The sequence below is a fragment of the Gordonia sp. NPDC062954 genome, from assembly GCF_044543825.1.
GTDB classification, from domain to species: Bacteria; Actinomycetota; Actinomycetes; order Mycobacteriales; family Mycobacteriaceae; genus Gordonia; species Gordonia tangerina.
In genome coordinates this window covers 65,635-83,600 of sequence record NZ_JBITWL010000010.1, presented here as the reverse complement: position 1 = coordinate 83,600, position 17,966 = coordinate 65,635, and the positions used below count along the sequence as shown (strand labels likewise).

Annotated in this window: 18 protein-coding genes and 1 pseudogene; 12 read left to right on the top strand and 7 right to left on the bottom strand. The window is 67.0% G+C overall.

Annotated elements, in window-relative coordinates:
* Window positions 1–21: 21 nt before the first annotated feature.
* Entirely contained in the window at window positions 22–1,347 is a 1,326-nt protein-coding gene (locus ACIGKQ_RS12040) for a class I SAM-dependent methyltransferase (RefSeq protein ID WP_396573759.1), read from the bottom strand.
* Window positions 1,344–2,735, bottom strand: coding sequence for an FAD-binding protein (locus ACIGKQ_RS12035; RefSeq protein ID WP_396573854.1), 1,392 nt, complete (start codon window positions 2,733–2,735; stop codon window positions 1,344–1,346). The genes ACIGKQ_RS12040 and ACIGKQ_RS12035 overlap by 4 nt, the downstream gene beginning before the upstream one ends.
* Before the next feature lie 79 nt (window positions 2,736–2,814).
* On the opposite strand from ACIGKQ_RS12035, the gene ACIGKQ_RS12030 reads away from it, so the two are divergent.
* From ACIGKQ_RS12030 to ACIGKQ_RS11995, 8 genes are all read left to right on the top strand, one after another.
* Window positions 2,815–3,252, top strand: a complete 438-nt coding sequence (locus ACIGKQ_RS12030; RefSeq protein WP_396573757.1) for an SRPBCC family protein — start codon at window positions 2,815–2,817, stop codon at window positions 3,250–3,252.
* 59 nt (window positions 3,253–3,311) lie between these two features.
* On the top strand, window positions 3,312–4,175 hold the full coding sequence (locus tag ACIGKQ_RS12025; RefSeq protein WP_396573755.1) for a pseudouridine synthase: 864 nt from the start codon (window positions 3,312–3,314) through the stop codon (window positions 4,173–4,175).
* 268 nt (window positions 4,176–4,443) lie between these two features.
* Window positions 4,444–4,773, top strand: a complete 330-nt coding sequence (locus tag ACIGKQ_RS12020) for a hypothetical protein (RefSeq protein WP_266063414.1) — start codon at window positions 4,444–4,446, stop codon at window positions 4,771–4,773.
* Window positions 4,774–4,794: 21 nt separating this feature from the next.
* Window positions 4,795–5,166: a YbaB/EbfC family nucleoid-associated protein gene (locus tag ACIGKQ_RS12015; protein ID WP_235721698.1), complete on the top strand. Its 372-nt coding sequence runs from the start codon at window positions 4,795–4,797 to the stop codon at window positions 5,164–5,166.
* Window positions 5,167–5,172: 6 nt separating this feature from the next.
* Window positions 5,173–5,784 carry a recombination mediator RecR gene (gene recR, locus ACIGKQ_RS12010; RefSeq protein WP_235721699.1) on the top strand — a complete coding sequence of 204 codons (612 nt, stop codon included), beginning with the start codon at window positions 5,173–5,175 and terminating at the stop codon, window positions 5,782–5,784.
* A gap of 50 nt (window positions 5,785–5,834) precedes the next feature.
* A complete protein-coding gene (locus tag ACIGKQ_RS12005; protein WP_396573752.1) occupies window positions 5,835–7,439 on the top strand; it encodes an alpha/beta fold hydrolase in 1,605 nt (534 codons plus the stop codon).
* Window positions 7,439–7,981: a uridine kinase gene (locus ACIGKQ_RS12000; protein ID WP_235721701.1), complete on the top strand. Its 543-nt coding sequence runs from the start codon at window positions 7,439–7,441 to the stop codon at window positions 7,979–7,981. Before ACIGKQ_RS12005 ends, ACIGKQ_RS12000 begins: the two co-directional genes overlap by 1 nt.
* 25 nt (window positions 7,982–8,006) lie before the next feature.
* Entirely contained in the window at window positions 8,007–8,735 is a 729-nt protein-coding gene (locus tag ACIGKQ_RS11995) for a uracil-DNA glycosylase (RefSeq protein WP_396573750.1), read from the top strand.
* 323 nt (window positions 8,736–9,058) lie between these two features.
* On the opposite strand, the gene ACIGKQ_RS11990 is transcribed toward ACIGKQ_RS11995, so the two are convergent.
* Together ACIGKQ_RS11990 and ACIGKQ_RS11985 are read right to left on the bottom strand one after the other, a co-directional pair.
* The gene (locus tag ACIGKQ_RS11990) at window positions 9,059–9,781 is read right to left on the bottom strand and encodes a type 1 glutamine amidotransferase (protein ID WP_235721703.1); all 723 of its coding nucleotides are present in this window, start codon (window positions 9,779–9,781) and stop codon (window positions 9,059–9,061) included.
* On the bottom strand, window positions 9,778–11,061 hold the full coding sequence (locus ACIGKQ_RS11985; RefSeq protein WP_396573748.1) for a MurT ligase domain-containing protein: 1,284 nt from the start codon (window positions 11,059–11,061) through the stop codon (window positions 9,778–9,780). Before ACIGKQ_RS11985 ends, ACIGKQ_RS11990 begins: the two co-directional genes overlap by 4 nt.
* A 64-nt stretch (window positions 11,062–11,125) precedes the next feature.
* Here ACIGKQ_RS11985 and ACIGKQ_RS11980 point away from each other — a divergent pair, with 64 nt between their 5' ends.
* Window positions 11,126–12,184, top strand: a complete 1,059-nt coding sequence (locus ACIGKQ_RS11980; RefSeq protein WP_235721705.1) for an alpha/beta hydrolase — start codon at window positions 11,126–11,128, stop codon at window positions 12,182–12,184.
* Here the strand turns inward: ACIGKQ_RS11980 and ACIGKQ_RS11975 are convergent.
* Both ACIGKQ_RS11975 and ACIGKQ_RS11970 read right to left on the bottom strand, forming a co-directional pair.
* Window positions 12,137–13,132: pseudogene (locus tag ACIGKQ_RS11975) on the bottom strand (EamA family transporter); the annotation flags it as partial. The gene ACIGKQ_RS11980 and the pseudogene ACIGKQ_RS11975 overlap by 48 nt on opposite strands.
* Window positions 13,133–13,219: 87 nt before the next feature.
* Entirely contained in the window at window positions 13,220–14,239 is a 1,020-nt protein-coding gene (locus tag ACIGKQ_RS11970) for an LLM class flavin-dependent oxidoreductase (RefSeq protein WP_396573747.1), read from the bottom strand.
* A gap of 151 nt (window positions 14,240–14,390) precedes the next feature.
* Between ACIGKQ_RS11970 and ACIGKQ_RS11965 the strand changes: the two genes are divergently transcribed.
* The 3 genes from ACIGKQ_RS11965 (at window position 14,391) to ACIGKQ_RS11955 (ending at window position 17,312) form a co-directional block, all read left to right on the top strand.
* The gene (locus ACIGKQ_RS11965) at window positions 14,391–15,278 is read left to right on the top strand and encodes a LysR family transcriptional regulator (protein ID WP_396573745.1); all 888 of its coding nucleotides are present in this window, start codon (window positions 14,391–14,393) and stop codon (window positions 15,276–15,278) included.
* A gap of 214 nt (window positions 15,279–15,492) precedes the next feature.
* Window positions 15,493–16,548 (top strand): 2,3-butanediol dehydrogenase, encoded by a 1,056-nt coding sequence (locus ACIGKQ_RS11960; protein WP_235721708.1) that lies wholly within the window; start codon window positions 15,493–15,495, stop codon window positions 16,546–16,548.
* The gene (locus ACIGKQ_RS11955) at window positions 16,545–17,312 is read left to right on the top strand and encodes an acetoin reductase (RefSeq protein ID WP_235721709.1); all 768 of its coding nucleotides are present in this window, start codon (window positions 16,545–16,547) and stop codon (window positions 17,310–17,312) included. The genes ACIGKQ_RS11960 and ACIGKQ_RS11955 overlap by 4 nt, the downstream gene beginning before the upstream one ends.
* Here the strand turns inward: ACIGKQ_RS11955 and ACIGKQ_RS11950 are convergent.
* Entirely contained in the window at window positions 17,273–17,899 is a 627-nt protein-coding gene (locus tag ACIGKQ_RS11950; RefSeq protein ID WP_396573742.1) for a TetR/AcrR family transcriptional regulator, read from the bottom strand. The two genes, ACIGKQ_RS11955 and ACIGKQ_RS11950, sit on opposite strands and share 40 nt — an antisense overlap.
* Window positions 17,900–17,966: the final 67 nt, after the last annotated feature.

Genomic DNA, 17,966 nt, shown 5'->3' with positions numbered 1-17,966 from the left:
GTTCGTACTACGAAGTCGGGGTCAGGCGTCCCACCAGGGGCGCAGTGGGAGATCGTTGCCGCCCTTGTCGTCGAGTTTGGTGGCCAGGACATGGTGCAGTTGGACGATGTCGCGTTCGAAGCCGATGCGGCAACCGGCCATATACAGACCCCATAGGCGCGCGGTGCCCTCGCCGACCTCCTCGACAGCCTCATCCCAGTGCTCGACGAGGTTGCGGTTCCAGTCACGCAGCGTCATGGCGTAGTGGTCGCGGAAGTTCTCCTCGTGCACGACTTCCATGCCGCCGATGTCCTGCAGCTTGGAGATGATCTTGCCCGAGCCGGTCAGCTCGCCGTCGGGGAACACGTAGCGATCGATGAACGACCCTGCGCGGCCGCGTTTGTGGTTGTCGGGCCGTGTGATGCAGTGGTTGAGCAGCATGCCGCCGACACGCAGACGGTCCCGGATGAACGAGAAGTACGCCGGGTAGTTCGCGACACCGATATGCTCGGTCAGCCCGATCGACGAGACTGCGTCGAAGCCGGTCTCCGTGACGTCGCGATAGTCGCTGTGGCGCACCTCGGCGAACTCGGTGAGACCTTCGTCGACGATGGCCTTCTGCGCCCATTCGGCCTGTTCGGCCGACAGCGTCGCACCGATCACATGTACCCCGCGGCGTGCGGCGTAACGGACCATTCCGCCCCAGCCGCAACCGATGTCGAGCAGCCGGTCACCCGGCTTGAGACGCAGCTTGTCGAAGATCAGGCGATACTTGTTCTCCTGCGCGGTCTCCAGGGTCGCTTCGAGCTCCGGGTACACCGCGCAGGTGTAGGTCATCGAGGGCCCGAGTACCCACTCGTAGAACGTGTTCGACACATCGTAGTGATAGTGGATGACCTCGGCGTCGCGGGTTCGGCTGTGCCGCAGGCCCTCGGTGAACCGTCGCCACCGGGGCAGTGCTTCCTGCGGCGGCGGAGCGATCGGCTTGAAGTGTTCGATGCCCAACGACCGCGCGACGTGCGCCAGGGTCAACGGAGACGGACGCACGAAATTGAGGTCGGAGGCCAACGCCTGCAACGCGCCGTACGGGTCACCCGGGTGGGCGCCGGTGAGTTCGAGGTCACCGGAGATGTAGGCGCGGGCGAGCCCGAGGTCACCGGGCGCGGTGACCAGATAGGTGGTGCCGCGCGGCGTGGCGAGATGCAGGCCGAATTCGGCATCTTCCGGACCTGCCGAGCTGCCGTCGTAGGCGGTGATCCGGACGGTGAGCTGACCGCCCATCAATGCCTCGAAGATCTGGGCCAACGTCATCTTGCCCGCCGCGGGCGCTGTGCCGTTGTGCAGCGAACTGTCCTTGAATGTGGTCATTGTCGTTTCACCGCTTTCGCATACAGGTCGAGCAGACGGCCCTGCGGGTCGTACCGCTTCTTGAGTAACCGGTAGTTCTCACCGCCATAGAGCTCATCGAACTCGTCCGGCGCATAGAAGGATTCCGAATACAGCGATTTGTGACCGTCGAGATCGGCCACCGTGCGTTCGATCAACTTGTTGGTATACCCCGGATCGCCCGGGGTGACCGGTACCGCAGACCAGAAGCCGGCATTGACGTAGGTGCGTCGCGGCTCGAGGGGGTACAGCGGCCACGGCCGGGTGGCATCGCTGTTGGGTAGGGCAGGTTCACGCAATTTCAACGGGCACAACCAGATCGGCTCGATCGGCACGTTCTGCAGGAACCACTCGAGGTAGGCGGTGGTGTTCTCGATCGGTACCTCGATGTCCTGCACCACGCGTTCGTTCGGCGGCTCACCCTTGCGCGCGTTCAGCTTGTCGCCGATGTTGTAGCGATGGTCGAGGGCGATCAGCTTCCAGTAGAAGCTGCTGCGCAACAACTTCTTCGGCCAGAGGCGGCGAATCCTGGGGTTCTGCGCACCGAAGGCGCGTGAACACCAGAACCAGTCGGTGTCCCAGCGCCACAGGTAGTCGTGGATGGTCAGCCGGTCGCGGGTCACGCCACTCGGATGCTGGATGGACCGGTAGAAGATGTTCATTCCGGTGTAGTCGCTGACCGGGCCGGGCTCGTCGGTTTGGCGGCCCAGGGTCAGATAGCTCTCCCCGGCGGTGAACACGACCCCGTCGAGGTAATCGACCCGCTCACCGTCGTAGTCGCCGTCGAGCGCGATTTGCGCCATCGTCTCCTGGAGCTCGGCGAGTCGATCGAAACGGACATGTCGCAGCGCCACATACGGCGCCACCTCTTCCAGCTCGATCTTCAGTCGGACCGAGTAGCCCAGCGTGCCATAGGAATTGGGGAAACCGAAGAACAGGTCGGCGTGTTCGTTGGTGGGGGTGGCGGTGATGATCTCACCCCCGCCCGTCAGGATGTCGATCTCGAGGACGGATTCGTGTGGCAAACCGTTGCGGAACGACGTGCTCTCGATGCCCAACCCGGTGACCGCGCCGCCCAGGGTGATGGTCTTGAGTTGTGGCACCACCTTGGGGGCCAATCCGTACGGCAGGGTGGCGGCGACCAGATTCTCGTAGGTGCACATGCCCGCGACGTCGGCGGTCTTGGCCGCCTTGTCCACCGAGATCACGCGGTCCAGCCCGGACACGTCCAGCCCGGGGTGCGGATTCTCGGCGCGTTTGCGGAACAGGTTCGACGTCTTCTTCGCCAGGCGCACTGTGGCGCCCGGCGGAATCGCGCGATAGCTCGTCAGAAGGGTCGCAACACCCTCGTCGAACGCCTGCGCCCCCATCTCCAACCGGTCCGAGCTCACTTGGATAGCCTAGGACGTGAGTTTGCCCCCCGCCAATCAGTTCGAAGGAGAACACGCCGTGGGTCAGGTTTCCGCAACGCAGACGCTCGACATCGCCGCCGCGCCAGACGTGGTGATGGCCGCGCTCGCCGACTACAACGAGGTGCGCCCGGCGATTCTGCCCGCGAACTACCGCGACTACCAGGTGATCAGTGGCGGGAACGGTGACGGCACCGTGGTGCACTGGATCCTGCAGGCCACCGAGAAGCGCCAGCGCGACGTGAAGGCGACCGTGAATGTGGTGCCGGACACGGTGACCGAGAACGACGAGAACTCGTCGATGGTGACGACCTACGTGGTGGCGAAATCGGGCGCCGGTAGCCGTGTCACCACCACCACGACGTGGGCCGGTGCCGGCGGTATCGGCGGCTTCTTCGAGAAGACGTTCGCGCCGAAGGGGCTGAACAAGATCCAGGCCGAACTGCTCGGCAATCTCAAGAAGCGTCTGGAGAGCTGACCCGCCGCCGACGCCCCGCTGCGCCGCTGTCGGCGCGGGATGGGGTCGATGCGACCCGGGTGGTGCTGCGCTCCGGACCGGAGCGCACCATCGCCGATTGCCTGCTGGAGACGTCGTCGCTGGCCGGGCTGACCCGCGATGATCTGGCTGTGCGGGAGGGTCGCGGAGAGATCGTCGACGCCGATGGCCGCCCGATCGGCCTCGATGACCCGGCCCGCATGAACAGCTCGGTGTACCTCTACCGCGACCTGCCCGACGAGACGCCGATCCCGTTTGACCTGCCGATCCTGTACCGCGACGACGCGATCGTCGTCGTCGACAAGCCGCACTTCCTGGCCACGATGCCGCGGGGGCGTCACGTGACGCAGACCGCGCTGGTGCGGCTGCGGCGCGAGCTCGGCTCCGATCTGGTGTCTCCAGCGCATCGGCTCGATCGGCTGACCGCCGGCGTGTTGCTGTTCACGCTGCGACCCGACGTGCGGGCCGCCTACCAGGCGTTATTCGCCGAACGTCGCGCCGACAAGGAGTACCGGGCGTTGGCGCCGGTGCGGGCCGACCTCATCGATCCGGTGACCGTCACCAATCGGATCGAGAAGACCGCGGGTGATCTGCGGGCGCGGGTCGTCGACGGTGAGGCCAACGCGTCGAGCACCATCGCTCTGCTCGACCAGACCGCGGCGGGCGGAATCTATCGTCTGCAGCCGCACACGGGCCGGACCCATCAGCTGAGGATGCACATGGCGCAGCTCGGCGTCGGCATCGTCGGCGACCCCTTGTATCCCGATATCCGTCCTGACCTGGCGGAACTACCGGATCATGGCGACTTCACGCAGCCATTGCGGCTCGTCGCGCACTCGCTGGGCTTCGACGACCCGTTGACGGGGGAGCGTCGGGAGTTCGTGTCGGGGCGGTCGGTTGCCTGAGTGCGGTGGGCACTGTTCGCCGATCGAGTGACTGAGGCGGGGGCGCCTTGTCGGTGGTCGAGTAGCCGAGGCGGGGGCGCCTTGTCGGTGGTCGAGTAGCCGAGGAGCCTGCGACGAGGTGTATCGAGACCACGTCACCTGATCTCGATACGGTCTCGCCTGGCGGCTCGACCTACTCGATCAGCGAGATGTTGGCACCTACTCGACCAGCGACAAGGGCGCCCAGTCGACGGGAAACGGCGCCCAGTCGACGCGATAGCCTGAGCACATGGCCATCCAGGCGACCTACGAGCGCCACCCCGACCTCGGGTGCGAGGCCGTGGTGTTCATCGACGACGAGTCGATGGCGTGTTTCCAGATCCAGCGCGACCTGACCGGCGGGCCGCGGTCCGACGAGTACTGCGTGACGACCGGGGCCAGCGCGCCTGTCTACGGCGGCATCACCCAGTGGCGACGCGTCGACGACAGGTTCGAGTTCGCGCTGACCCGTCAGGCCGGCCGTCTCTTCGGTGACGAGGTGATCTCCTTCGTCGTCACTCCCGGCGACGGCGCGACGCTGGACGAACTCGCCGAGCACGTCGATCGGTTGCTGCGCTGAGACGGCGATACAGTTGAGGGCGTGACTCAACCTTTCGACCCCAGCGCACTCTTCGGCGGCGGTGAAGGCGGCGACAACCCGATGGCCGGCCTGCTCGCCCAGGCCCAGCAGATGCAGGAACAGCTCCTGTCCGCACAGAACGAGATCGCCGCGGCCGAGGTCACCGGATCGGCCGGCAACGGCCTGGTGACGGTCACCGGCAACGGCACCGGCGAGGTCACCGCGGTGAGTATCGACCCCAAGGTCGTCGACGCCGACGATGTGGAGACGTTGCAGGATCTCGTGCTCGGCGCGCTCGCCGACCTGTCGACAAAGCGTGAAGCCCTCGCGCAGGAGAAGATGGGACCGCTCGCCGGAGGCCTCGGCGGCGGCATTCCCGGCCTTGGCCAGTAGGCCGCCATGTACGAGGGACCGATCCAGGATCTGATCGACGAGCTGGCCAAACAGCCGGGTTTGGGACCCAAGGGTGCCCAGCGCATCGCTTTCCACCTGCTATCGGTGGAGAACAAGGAGATCGATCGCCTGATCGCGGCTCTCGCCCGGGTTCGCGATGACGTCACCTACTGCGCCGAATGTGGCAACGTCTCGGCCGACACGTTGTGCCGGATCTGTTCGGACGCCCGCCGCGACGCCACCAAGATCTGTGTCGTCGAGGAGCCCAAGGACGTGCACGCCATCGAACGGACCAAGGAGTTCGATGGCCGCTACCACGTACTCGGCGGTGCGCTCGACCCGCTGTCGGGCATTGGTCCCGACCAGCTGCGCATCCGTGAACTCCTCAAACGCCTCGCCACCCAGGAAGACGGAAACGACGTCACCGAGATCATCGTCGCCACCGATCCCAACACCGAGGGCGAGGCAACCGCGACGTACCTGCTGCGGATGCTCAAGGACTTCCCCGGACTGTCGGTGACCCGGTTGGCGTCGGGACTGCCGATGGGTGGTGACCTCGAGTTCGCCGACGAACTGACGCTGGGGCGGGCGTTGTCGGGCCGACGGGTGCTGGCCTAGGCGGACCGGCCGGGCTCTGCGGCGAGTGCAAGTCTGCTACAGATAGACCCGTGACCAGCCGGGGAAGCGTTCAGATCGGGCGCCTGTCTGCCATCGCTGTCGCGCTCGCAGTGGCGGTGGGTTCGATCGTGCTGCCGTCCGCCGATGCGGCACCCGCGCAGGAGTTGCGGTGGGGCCCGTGCCCCGCGATCCACGACGCATCCCCGGCGGCACGGTGTGCGACGGTGCAGGTGCCGCTCGACCACGCGATGCCGAGCGGTCCGACGATCGACATCATGATCAGCCGGCTCCCGGCGCGCGATCCGGGCCGTCGTCGTGGCGTGCTCATCGGCAACCCGGGCGGGCCCGGTTCCGACGCCATCGGGATGTTCTCCCGGCTCCCGGTGCCCGATGAGATGCGCGACGAGTGGGACCTGGTTGGCGTACAGCCACGCGGATTGCTCTCGTCGACGCCGCTGACGTGCACGCCGGTCTCCGACTCGCAGCAGCTGGCCTTGCTCACCGAGGGCGGGGCACTGCATCGCCGCCGCTGTGCGGCGTCGACGCCCGCCTACCTACGCACCATCACCACCGAGAACACGGCCCGCGACATCGAGGTCGTGCGCCGCGTGCTCGGCGTATCGAAGGTGAGCCTGTACGGCATTTCCTATGGCACGCTGCTGATGTCGACGTACGCCACGCTGTTCCCGAGGCACACCGACCGGCTGGTGCTCGACTCCGCGGTCAACCCGGCACTGGTCTGGAACGGGATTCCGGGTTCGCAGACGCAGGCGTTCAAGAGTCGGATGAACGAGATGTTGGTGTGGATCGCGAAGCACGACAACATCTATCACCTCGGGCGCACGCCGCTGGCGGTGTATCGGCAGTGGAGCGCGAAGATCGTCGCTGAGTCCGGCGTGCCACCGTCGCTCGCCGCGCCGCCGGCGCAGGTCGGTGACGTTCCGCCAGGATTGCGTGCGGTGGCGCAGCAGTATCTCGCCGGGGTGAACCTCACCGCCGAAGCCCGTGCGCGCGTGGAGAATCTCATTGCGACACTGACTGTTCCGGGTATGCAGTCGAATTCGTTGCTGCTCAGCATCACTCGCATCGCCGCCCCGGACCGCAACAAATGGGCGTTCGTGGCGATGCGGATCAACGGCCGCGCCCAACCGAAGGCCGAACCCGACCCGGAGGTCGTTGCCATCCTGACGAGTCTGCAGGACCTTCAGTCGGTGATCATGTGCAACGAGAACCAGATGCCGGCGCAGCCGCATCAGGTCCCCGCGTCGGTGTTCCTCAACGGTGTGGTGGCAGACGTCTTCGACGGGCCGGGTCTCTATTACCAGTCGGGGATGGCCTGTGCGGGTGCACCTGCTGTGACTACGCCGGTGGCGGTGACCAACAACCATCTCGCCGTGCAGCCACTGCAGCTGCAGGCGCGAGACGACCCGCAAACGCCCTACCGCGAGTCGTTGGCGATGCACCGGCTGATGGGCAGCCATCTGATCACCGTTGGTGGCGGCGACCACGCGCAGCTGGGGCGATCGCATCCACCGCTCGATCGTGCGATCGTCGAGTACCTGCGCACTGGTACGACCACGGTGACCGAGGTCCCGGAACCGCCGATCACCGCGTCGCTGACCACGCCGCCGACCACCGGGATCGGGAGACTGTGATGATGTCGGACGTCGTCCGCGGACTCGACGATCTCGCGGCGGAAATGGACTCGGGCATCGTGGCCATCGACGGCCCGTCCGGATCGGGGAAGTCGACGGTGGCCGACGCGCTGGTGGCGCGCCTGCGTCAGCGCGGCACCGGAGTGCAGCTGATCCGCACCGACGACTTCGCCACCTGGGACAATCCCGTCGCCTGGTGGCCTGAGTTGGAAACCGACCTCCTGCAGGCGTTCATCCGGCGACACGATTACCACTATCGGCCGCGGGTGTGGCGGGACGGCGTGGCCAAGCCTGGGCGGCTGGTGTGGTTGCGGTGGGAACCGCTGCTCATCATCGAGGGGGTGTCGTCGGCGCGTCGGCGCATCGCCCCGCGTCTGACCCACTCCCTGTGGCTCGACGGTGGATCTGCGGCGGAACGGCTCGAACGGGCGGTCGCACGCGATGGTGAAGAGTCACGGCCCTTGTTGCAGCGGTGGCAGCAGTTCGAGCGGGGCTGGTTCGCCGTCGACGGAACCCGGCAGCGGTCTCGTGTGCTGGACTGATCGACCGCCGGCGTTAGGGTGAGCCATGGCCGGCTATTCGACGATGGCGGGGCTCGACGCCGACGTCGTCGAGTGCCGTGCCTGTCCGCGTCTGGTCGAGTGGCGTGAGCAGGTCGCGAGGGACAAACGGGCCGCGTTCGCCGACCAGACCTATTGGGGCCGGCCGGTGCCTGGTTTCGGGCCCGCCGATGCACGCGTGGTGATCCTGGGTTTGGCGCCGGCAGCCCACGGGGGTAATCGGACCGGCCGGATGTTCACCGGTGATCAGAGCGGTGACGTGCTGTTCCGGGCGCTGTACGACGTGGGCTTGGCGAGTCAGCCGACCGCGGTGTCCGTCGACGACGGCATGCAGCTGTACGGGGTGCGGATGACCGCACCGGTGCATTGCGCGCCGCCGCAGAACAAACCGACCGTCGCCGAACGGGACCGATGCGCGACGTGGCTCGACGCGGAACTCGCGTTGCTGCAGCCCACCCTGCGTTCGGTGGTGGTGCTCGGTGCGTTCGGGTGGCAGGCGGGTCTGCGGGCGTTCGCCGACCTGGGCTGGAGCGTCGACCGACCGAAACCCAAGTTCGGCCACGGCGCCCGAACGACCATCCGCCGCGGCGAGGCCGAGCTGACCATCTTCGGCAGTTACCACGTGAGTCAGCACAACACTTTCACCGGCCGGCTCACCCCGGCGATGTTGGCCGATGTACTGACCGCGGCCGCTGAACACGCCGGGCTGTCACCGAAGCGGCCGCGTCGTGACTGACGAGTAGTCTGCGATGGGCGGTGACAACGAGGTCAGCCGCAGATCGGGGGTCGACTCATGAAGAAGGTGCTCGCCCGATGGTTGGGCCGTCACCCGGACTCCCGCTGCCGCTGCGGCCACGCCCGTGACGCGCACACCCACTATCGATCCGGTACCGACTGCGCCGTCTGCGGTCCGACGGTGTGCGCGCGGTTTCGGCCTGACCGATCGGCGCGGTGAGTCGTCGCCGGTGGGTGCCGCGCACGGAATAGTGGTGGCCGCAGGCTCCGGGTCTCCTCAGCTCAGCAAGCGGTAATGAACGGGCTTTCCTGGCGAAGGTGAACTCAGCCGCGTCGACCGGCGGCCAGGCGCTCGGTGCGCAGGCGGGCCACCTCGGGAAGCTGCAGCGGCGCCAGCGAATCGGTACCGAGGGCACGCGCCAGCAGATGGTCGGCGAGTTCGGGGTTACGCGCGAGCGCCGGACCGTGCATGTAGGTGCCGATCACCGATCCTTGCACCACACCCTCGGTGCCGTCGCCAACGCCGTTGCCGACCCCGTGCCGCACGCGGGCCAACGGCCGCGCGTCGTCGCCGAGAGTGCTTCCGCCGCGGTGGTTCTCGAAGCCACTCAGTGGTGCGGTCAACCCGTCGACAACCGGATCGGTGACGAGTTCGCCAATGCTGCGGCTCTCCTGCGGCGAGGTGGTGAGGTCGAACAGCGAGATCCCGTCGACGCGTTCACCCGCAGACGTCTCGTACCAGTGGCCCAGCACCTGGATCGCCGCACAGATCGCCAAGACCGGCCGGCCCGCGTCCGCGGCACGCTGCAACCCGGGAAAACGGGTGAGGTGGCGGGTGGCCAGACGCTGCGCGTAGTCCTCGGCGCCCCCCAGGGTGTAGACGTCCAGCGAGTCGGGTACCTCGTCGTCGAGGGTGATCTGGATGATCTCGGCATCGATTCCGCGCATGCGGGCGCGCTGCCGGAGCACGAGCGCGTTGCCGCCATCTCCGTAGGTACCCATCACATCGGGCAGGACGAGACCGATCCGCAATGTGGATTCGCTCATGACCCCGCCCCCTTCAGGTCGGCGCCGCGGGCGCGCTCGGCGCGCTCCAGGGCGGTGCCGAGATCGCGGAACGCAGTGTAGTTGGCGAGTACCTCCACGCGGCCCGGCGGACAGGAGGCGATCGCCTTCATCGGATCGGGAACGGTGCTGTGCTCGGCGCCCGCGTAGAGCAGCCGGACGGACAGGTCGGCTGCACGCTCGCCGGCGGCGACCACCTGCATCGTCTCGAACGCCTCGAACCGCACATCCCACAGCCAGGAGAGGTCCTCACCGTCGGGGACCTGCCCGTTGACCGCGATCACCAGGCCGTCGGCGTCCTGGTCGATCATCGACAACGCTTCCTGCCAGCCCGCCGGATTCTTGGCCAGCAGCGTGCGCACGGAGTGGTTGCCGACCTGGTGGATGCCGTAGCGGCCGGCGACCTCGCCGACGGTGCCGACCGCCGCGACCGCCTTCGCCGGGTCCGCGCCCATCGCCACCGCGGCCGCCACCGCCTGGGCGGCGTTGCCCCGGTTCGCACGACCGGGCACCGACAGCGTCATCGGGGCGGTGAATCCGTCGGGGCCATAGAGGTTCTCGTCGTCGAACCACCAATCGGGGGTGGGGCGGCGGAAGTTCTCGTCACCGCTCGAGCGCCAGTCGTCGCCCGACCGGATGATGGGCTCGCCGGTGCGCGGGCAACTCACCGAGTCACCCACCCAGCCGGCTCCCGCGGCCACCCACACCACATCGGTGGCGTCGAACGCGGCCGATGTGACCAGCACATCGTCGCAGTTGGCGACGATCGTCATCGCCGGATGGCGGGCGATGCCTTCGCGAAGTCGCCGTTCGATCATGTTGATCTCGCCGACCCGATCGAGCTGATCGCGCGACAGGTTCAACATCACCAACACCTCCGGGTCGACAGCATCGCTGACACCCGGCACATGCAACTCGTCGACCTCGAGAGCGCAGATCGTCGCGGGACGATGCAGCGTGAGGGTGGCGATGATGCCGGCGTCCATGTTGGCGCCGTCGGCCTGGGTGGCCACGTCGCCCAGTTCGGACAATGCCGCCGCCGTCATCCGCGTCGTCGTCGACTTACCGTTCGTGCCGGTCACCAGCGCAGAGCGCTTGCCGGCGGCCAGGCGGCTCATGATGTTCGGATCGATGTTCGCGGCGACCAGACCACCGATCATCGACCCCTTACCGCGACCTGCGGTTCGCGACGCCCAGCGGGCCGCCGACGCGGCTGCCAGCGCCAGGTTGGTGCGCATCGGGACTCTGGTGCGGTCGGACATGGCACGAGTCTGACACAAGCGCCCGTCGACAGGTCGCCCGTGCGGCGCCGGTACGCTCACGGACGTGAGTCAGGCCACAGCGATGTCTCCGTCCCTGCCCACCCGGGTCCGGCGTGCGCTGATGCGCTCCGCCGGACGCATCCCACCGGTGGTGTTGCGCTTCGCCGGCCAGTGGGGCCGCGTCAACGCCGACGGTGACCGGTTGTCGCCGGAGATGGCGTTGACCGGACTGATCGCCGACAAGGTGCCGGCTTTCGAGATCGCCGGCAAACCGGTGTCGCAGGCGCGCGCGGACCTGACCGCCAACGCGGCGACGTTGGCGGAGGATCTGCCGGCGATGGCGGTCGAAGAGGACTTGCTCATCGACGGACCCGGTGGACCGATACCGGCCACGCGGTACCGCGCCCGGGTGCGTTCGGCCGGCATCCTCGTCTTCTTCCACGGTGGCGGGTTCGTGGTGGGTGATCGGGTCAGCCACGACAACCTGGTACGTCGGCTGGCGTTGTCGACCGGCGCCGACATCCTGTCCGTCGACTACCGGCTGGCCCCGGAGCATCCGTTCCCGGCTGCCGTCGACGACGCGGTCGCCGCGTGGCGCTTCGCGGTCGAAAAGGCGCCGCAATGGGGTGTGGCGACCGAGCGCATCGCGGTGGGCGGCGACAGCGCCGGCGGAAACCTGGCTGCGGTGGTGGCACAGCAGGTCCGCGACGACGCGATCACCCCCTGCCTGCAGATGCTCATCTACCCGGTGGTCGACGTGACGACGAAACGGGCGTCGCGCCGCGAGTTCGCCGAAGGCCTGTATCTCACCGACGAACACATGGACTGGTTCACCGACCACTATGTGCCCGACGCGACCCAGCGCTCCGATCCGCGCGTCTCACCGCTGCTGGCCGACGATCTCAGCGGACTCGCGCCTGCGTATGTGATCGTCGCCGGATTCGATCCGCTGCGCGACGAGGGCATTGCCTATGCCGATCGTCTCAAGCAGGCGGGTGTCCCGGTGACCCTCGACCGCGCCGGCAACCTGATCCACGCCTTCGCCAACATGACGCTGATCAGCCCGGACGCGCGTGCCGCCGTCGAGCGCATCGGCGCCGCGCTCGCGTACGCGTTTCGCTGACCCGGTATCGGCCGGGGGCTTGGGCCGCGACCTCGGAGCGGCCAGCACGCCGACCGCGCATCCGACGATCACCGTGATCGCGCCGATCAGCTCGACGGCGCTCGGACGCTCACCCAGCAATGCCCACGCCGCGGTGATGCCGACGATCGGCACCAACAACGACAGCGGCGCGACGCTGCTGGCGGGGTGGCGCGACATCAGGTACACCCACAGCCCGGACCCGACCACGGTGCCCAGCAGCACCGTGTAGGCGAGTCCGGCCAGCGCGAGCAGACCGCTGCGCGAGTCGAGAGTGGTCAGCGACTCGACACCGGCGCGGGGTCCGTCGAACACCAGACTCATCGCGGCGAACGGGATCGGTGGGACCACCGACATCCACAGGGTCATGCGCAGCGCGTTGTCGAGGCGGGCGTCGGGGGCCGGCCGCGTGGGCGGATGCTGCGCGGCGAGCCTGCTGCCGATGTTGCCGAACGCCCAGCCGAGGCCACCGAGCACGGTGAGCACCATCGGGACCAGCGCACCCAGCCCGAGCGGGCTGCCGGTGGCGCGGTCGATCCCGATGACCGCCATGCCGAGCACCGCCACCACGATGCCCACCACCTGGAGCAGGGCCATGCGCTCGCGCAGGAACAGCACTCCGAGCAGCACGGTGAACGGAGCCGACGTCTGCAGCACCAGCGACGCGAGTCCGGTTGGCATCCCCAGATGCATCGCCAGGAACAGGAAGGCGAACTGGACGAAGCCGAATCCGGTGGCGTACAGCAGAAACCACCGCAGGCGCACGTGCGGGAAGGTGACGAACGCGATGACCGGGACGGCCATCACCGCGAAGCGCAGCGCTGCGCAGAAAAACGGCGGGAAGTGGTCGAGGCTGAGGCGGATCGCAATGAAGTTCAGTCCCCACAGCGCCACCACTGCAAGCCCGAGGAGCCGGTCGCGGTTGGTCATGACGACCATCGTGGAGACGAATTCGATCAAGGACAATCGAATTGTTGTGCACTGATGATGTAGTTTCTCTACATTGTCAGTGCATTGTCACCGCCAGCCGAGCGCCGGCGCCACGTGCGTCAGGATCGACTCGATGACGTGTGCGTTGTAGTCCACGCCGAGTTGATTGGGAACGGTCAGCAAAAGGGTGTCCGCGGCGGCGATGGCCTCATCCTCGCGCAACTGCTCGATCAACTTGTCCGGCTCGTCGGCGTAACTGCGGCCGAAGCGGGCGACGGCGTTGTCGATCACGCCCACCTGATCGTCCTCGGAGCCACCGCGACCGAAGTAGGCACGGTCGAGGTCGTCGACGATCGCGAAGATGCTGCGGCTCACCGACACCCGCGGTTCACGAGAGTGGCCGGCGTCGGTCCACGCCTTCCGATATCGCTCGATCTGCTCGGCCTGTAGCTGGTGGAACGGTACGCCGGTGTCCTCGGTGAGTAGCGTCGAGCTCATCAGGTTCATACCCTGCTGCGCAGTCCATTCCGCGGTTGCGCGGGAGCCCGCACCCCACCAGATGCGTTCGCGCAGCCCGGGGGACTGGGGTTCGATGGGTAGCAGTCCCGGTGGGTTCGGGAACATCGGCCGCGGATTCGGTTGGGCGAAGCCATCTCCCGAGATGACCTTGAGGAAGACGTCGGTGTGCTGACGCGCCATGTCGGCGTCGGTGGACCCTTCGGGGGGTACATAGCCGAAGTACTTGTATCCCTCGATCACCTGCTCGGGCGATCCGCGGCTGATGCCGAGTTGCAGTCGTCCGCCGGAGATGAGGTCAGCGGCTCCGGCGTCCTCGGCCATGTACAGCGGGTTCTCGTAACGCATGTCGATCACACCGGTGCCGATCTCGATGCGGTCGGTCTTCGCGCCGATCGCCGCCAGCAACGGGAACGGTGAGGCGAGCTGACGGGCGAAGTGATGCACGCGGAAGTATGCGCCGTCGGCGCCGAGTTCTTCGGCCGCCACCGCCAGGTCGATGGACTGGAGCAATGTGTCGGACCCGGACCGCACCTGCGAACCGCGCGCATCCGACCAATGTCCGAAGGACAGGAACCCGATGTTCTTCATACGCCCTCAAACGGTACTCCGGTCCGCTTCATTCCCTGCGGTGTTTCTACTCCCGCATTCACCAGATTCTCCAGAAACTCGCGGCGGATGTGCGGATACCCGGCGGACGAACCGCTGTGGCCGCGGCGGTTCGGCGCAGTACGTTGACGGTGTGGATGTGAAGCGGTTGCGGTTACTGCGCGAATTCGCCGATCGCGGGTCGATCGGGGCGGTGGCCGACGCCATGCACATGACGCCGTCGGCGGTGTCACAGCAGTTGAAGGTGCTCACGCGAGAAGCCGGCGTCGACCTGCTGGCCCAGGACGGGCGCCGCATCCGGCTGACCGACGCGGGGCGCGCGCTGGTGCTGCGGGCCGACGAGGTGATTGCCGCCGTCGAACGGGCGCAGGAGGAGATGGACGGCTACCGGTCGGGGGCCGCGACGGTGCGGCTGGCGATGTTCCCGTCGGGTGCTGCGCTGCTGTTGCCCGGGGTGTTGGACCGAGTCGCCGGCTCGGGTGTCGAGGTGATCGCCGCCGAGCTCGATGTGGGCTACCCCGACGCTGCCCCGGCGCTGGCGGACTTCGACATCGTCGTCACCCACCGGGATGAACGCACGGCACCGGTGCGGGCTCCGCGGGTCGAGGTGACCGAATTGATGCGTGAGCCCGTCGACGTGGTGGTCGCCGCGGGTTCTGAGTTCGCCGACCGCGACGACATCGAGGTCGACGACCTGGCCGACTGCGACTGGATCAGCGTGGAGGGCGGTTTCCCCGTCGACGATGTGCTGCTGTCGATTTCGGCGGTGACCGGGGTGGCGCCGCGGGTGACCCAGCGGATGCTGGACTTCGGCACCATCCAGTCCATCGTGGCCGCCGACCACGGCATCGCCCTGATCCCGCGGTTCGCGGTGCGCCATCCCGGGGTGAAGCGACTGACGCTCAAGGGAGTTCGCGCGGCCCGTGTCTATGAGGCCTTGACTCGGCCGGGGATGCGACGGGCGGTGACCGACGTCGTCGATCATCTGGTGGCGTCGGCGGAGGCCGCCGGACAGCGGTGAGCCGAGCGTTCTGCCCGGCGCAGTCGCGTGATGTCGCAGTTTGCGTCGGCGCTCCTCATGCCGGAGCGAGTCGGCGCGTGGATCACACCGGTGACTGCAGGGGCGGAGGGTTGCGCGTGGGTAGATGCAACGCACTGCAACCCTGGCAAGTTGTGCGCTGAGTCACATAGTCATGAACGCATCGGAATCAGCCGAGAAACAGGAGTCAGAACTGATGCGAGCAGCTGTCTATTACGGCGCGAACAAGGTGGAGATCGCCGACGTACCCGAACCTTCGCCCGGCGCGGGTGAGGTCAAGGTGCAGGTCGGCTTCAACGGGATCTGCGGCACAGATCTGCATGAGTACTTCGCCGGACCGATCTTCATCCCCACCGAGCCGCACCCGCTCACCGGAGCACAGTTGCCGCTGGTGCTCGGTCACGAGTTCTCGGGCACCGTCACCGAGGTCGGCGACGGCGTCACCGGCGTTCATGCCGGTGATCGGGTCGCCATCGAACCGATCTACCGTTGCGGGCACTGCGGCCCGTGCCGAGTCGGCAACTACAACATCTGTCAGCACATCGGCTTTCACGGCCTGATGTCCGACGGTGGAATGGCCGAGTACACAGTGGTCCCGGCGAACATGATTCATCAACTGCCGGAGAACGTCTCACTCGAGCTGGGCGCGCTCGTCGAACCGATGTCGGTGGCATACCACGCGGCGACGCTGGGGCAGCCACAGGCCGACGACACCGCGATGGTGTTCGGTGCCGGGCCGATTGGGATCGGACTGTGGTTCGCCCTGCGTGGCAAGGGGCTGGAGAACGTGTATGTGGTGGAGCCGTCGGCGACGCGACGCGCCGCCATCGAGGCGTTGGGCGCGACGACACTCGACCCGACTTCGCTCGACGTCGCGGAGTTCGTCGCCGACACCACCGACGGTCGGGGTGCCGACGCCATCTTCGACGCGGCCGGGGTGGAACCGGCCGTCAACACGGCACTCGACTGCATCGGTGCCCGACAGCCGCTGGTCAGCGTCGCCATCTACGAGAAACCGCTGACCACAACACTTCAGCGGCTCGTGATGAACGAGTCCCGCATTCAGGGTTCGCTCTGCTACACCTCGGCGGACTTCGACGCCGTCATCGATCTCATGTCGCAGGGTCGGTACGACACGACAGGGTGGGTGGACACGATAGGTCTCGATCGCGTGGTGGACGACGGCTTCGACGCGCTGCATGCCGGAGCGAAGATGAAGGTGCTCGTGGACCCGGCGGAGGTGGCGGCATGAGCGTCGTACTCATCACCGGCGGTGGTCAGGGCATCGGCCGTGGCATCGCGCTGCGGTTGGCTGCCGACGGACACGACATCGCGCTCGTCGACGTCAACGAGGCCGGTATCGGCTCGGTAGTCGACGAGGTCCGCGGACTCGGCGGCAAGGCCACCGCGTTCGTCGCCGACGTCAGCGACCGGGAACAGGTGTTCGCCGCCGTGGATGACGCTCAGGAGGCGCTCGGCGGGTTCGACGTCATGATCAACAACGCCGGCATCGCCCAGGTCGCGCCGATCGACGACGTGCGGCCCGACGAGCTAGAGCGCATCTGGTCGGTCAACGTGAACGGCGTGCTGTGGGGAATCCAAGCCGCAGCAGCGCGATTCACCGCAAACGGCACGCGGGGAAAGATCATCAACGCCTCCTCCATCGCCGGCCACGACGGGTTCCCCATGCTCGGTGTCTACAGCGCTACCAAGTTCGCGGTGCGTGCCCTGACGCAAGCCGCTGCAAAGGAATACGCGGCGCAAGGTATCACTGTCAACGCCTACTGTCCGGGGGTGGTCGGTACCGATATGTGGGTGACCATCGACAAACGTTTTGCCGAGCTGACCGGGGCAGCCGAGGGGGAGACCTACGAGAAGTTCGTCGGCGGTATCGCGTTGGGGCGCGCGCAGACGCCCGAAGATGTGGCTGCGTTTGTCTCGTACCTCGCTGGACCGGATTCGAACTACATGACCGGTCAGGCCGTGCTGATTGACGGAGGGCTGGTCTTCCGCTGAGTCGTCGTCTCGGCGATACGTCCGGCCTGGCGCAGGGCCTGCTCGATGAAGGTCTGAAAAGCCCACTCGAGTGTCTCCCGAGATCGGAGGGTGCCGTTCTCGTAGCCGACCAGAAGATACATCGCCGCAGTGGCGTAATGATCGGCGTCGGCTCGGTTTCCGACCACCTCGAGATAGGTGTCGGAGATGAACCGGCGTCGTTCGTCGTCGGCGTCGTCCTGCACGGCGCGCACGTCGGGGTCGTGTTCGGCCCACACCCGGATCGCCGCCTCGGTGTCATGGGGCAATCGCATCGCGATGTCGGTCAGGAACTGCAGGCGGGCAACCGGGTCGGTCACCGTGCGGGCCTCGGCGATCGGACGCCGACTCTCCTTCTCGCGCCAATGGTGGATGAGCGCTGAGGTGTAGGCGGGCCAGTTCGAGAACGCGTGATAGAACGAACCCGTGGTGGCGCCGACGACTTCACACACGGTCGCCAACTTCAACCCCGCGTGTCCCTGATCTGCCAAAACACGCAGGCCCACGTCCAGATACCGGACTCGTGCCGAGTGTGACGGCGTACTGGTCTTCTTCGCTGTGGAGCTCACATCGACAGTGTAGATGTGATGGGTTGCACAAAACCATAAGTGCACTTACGCTATCTCCCATCCAGAT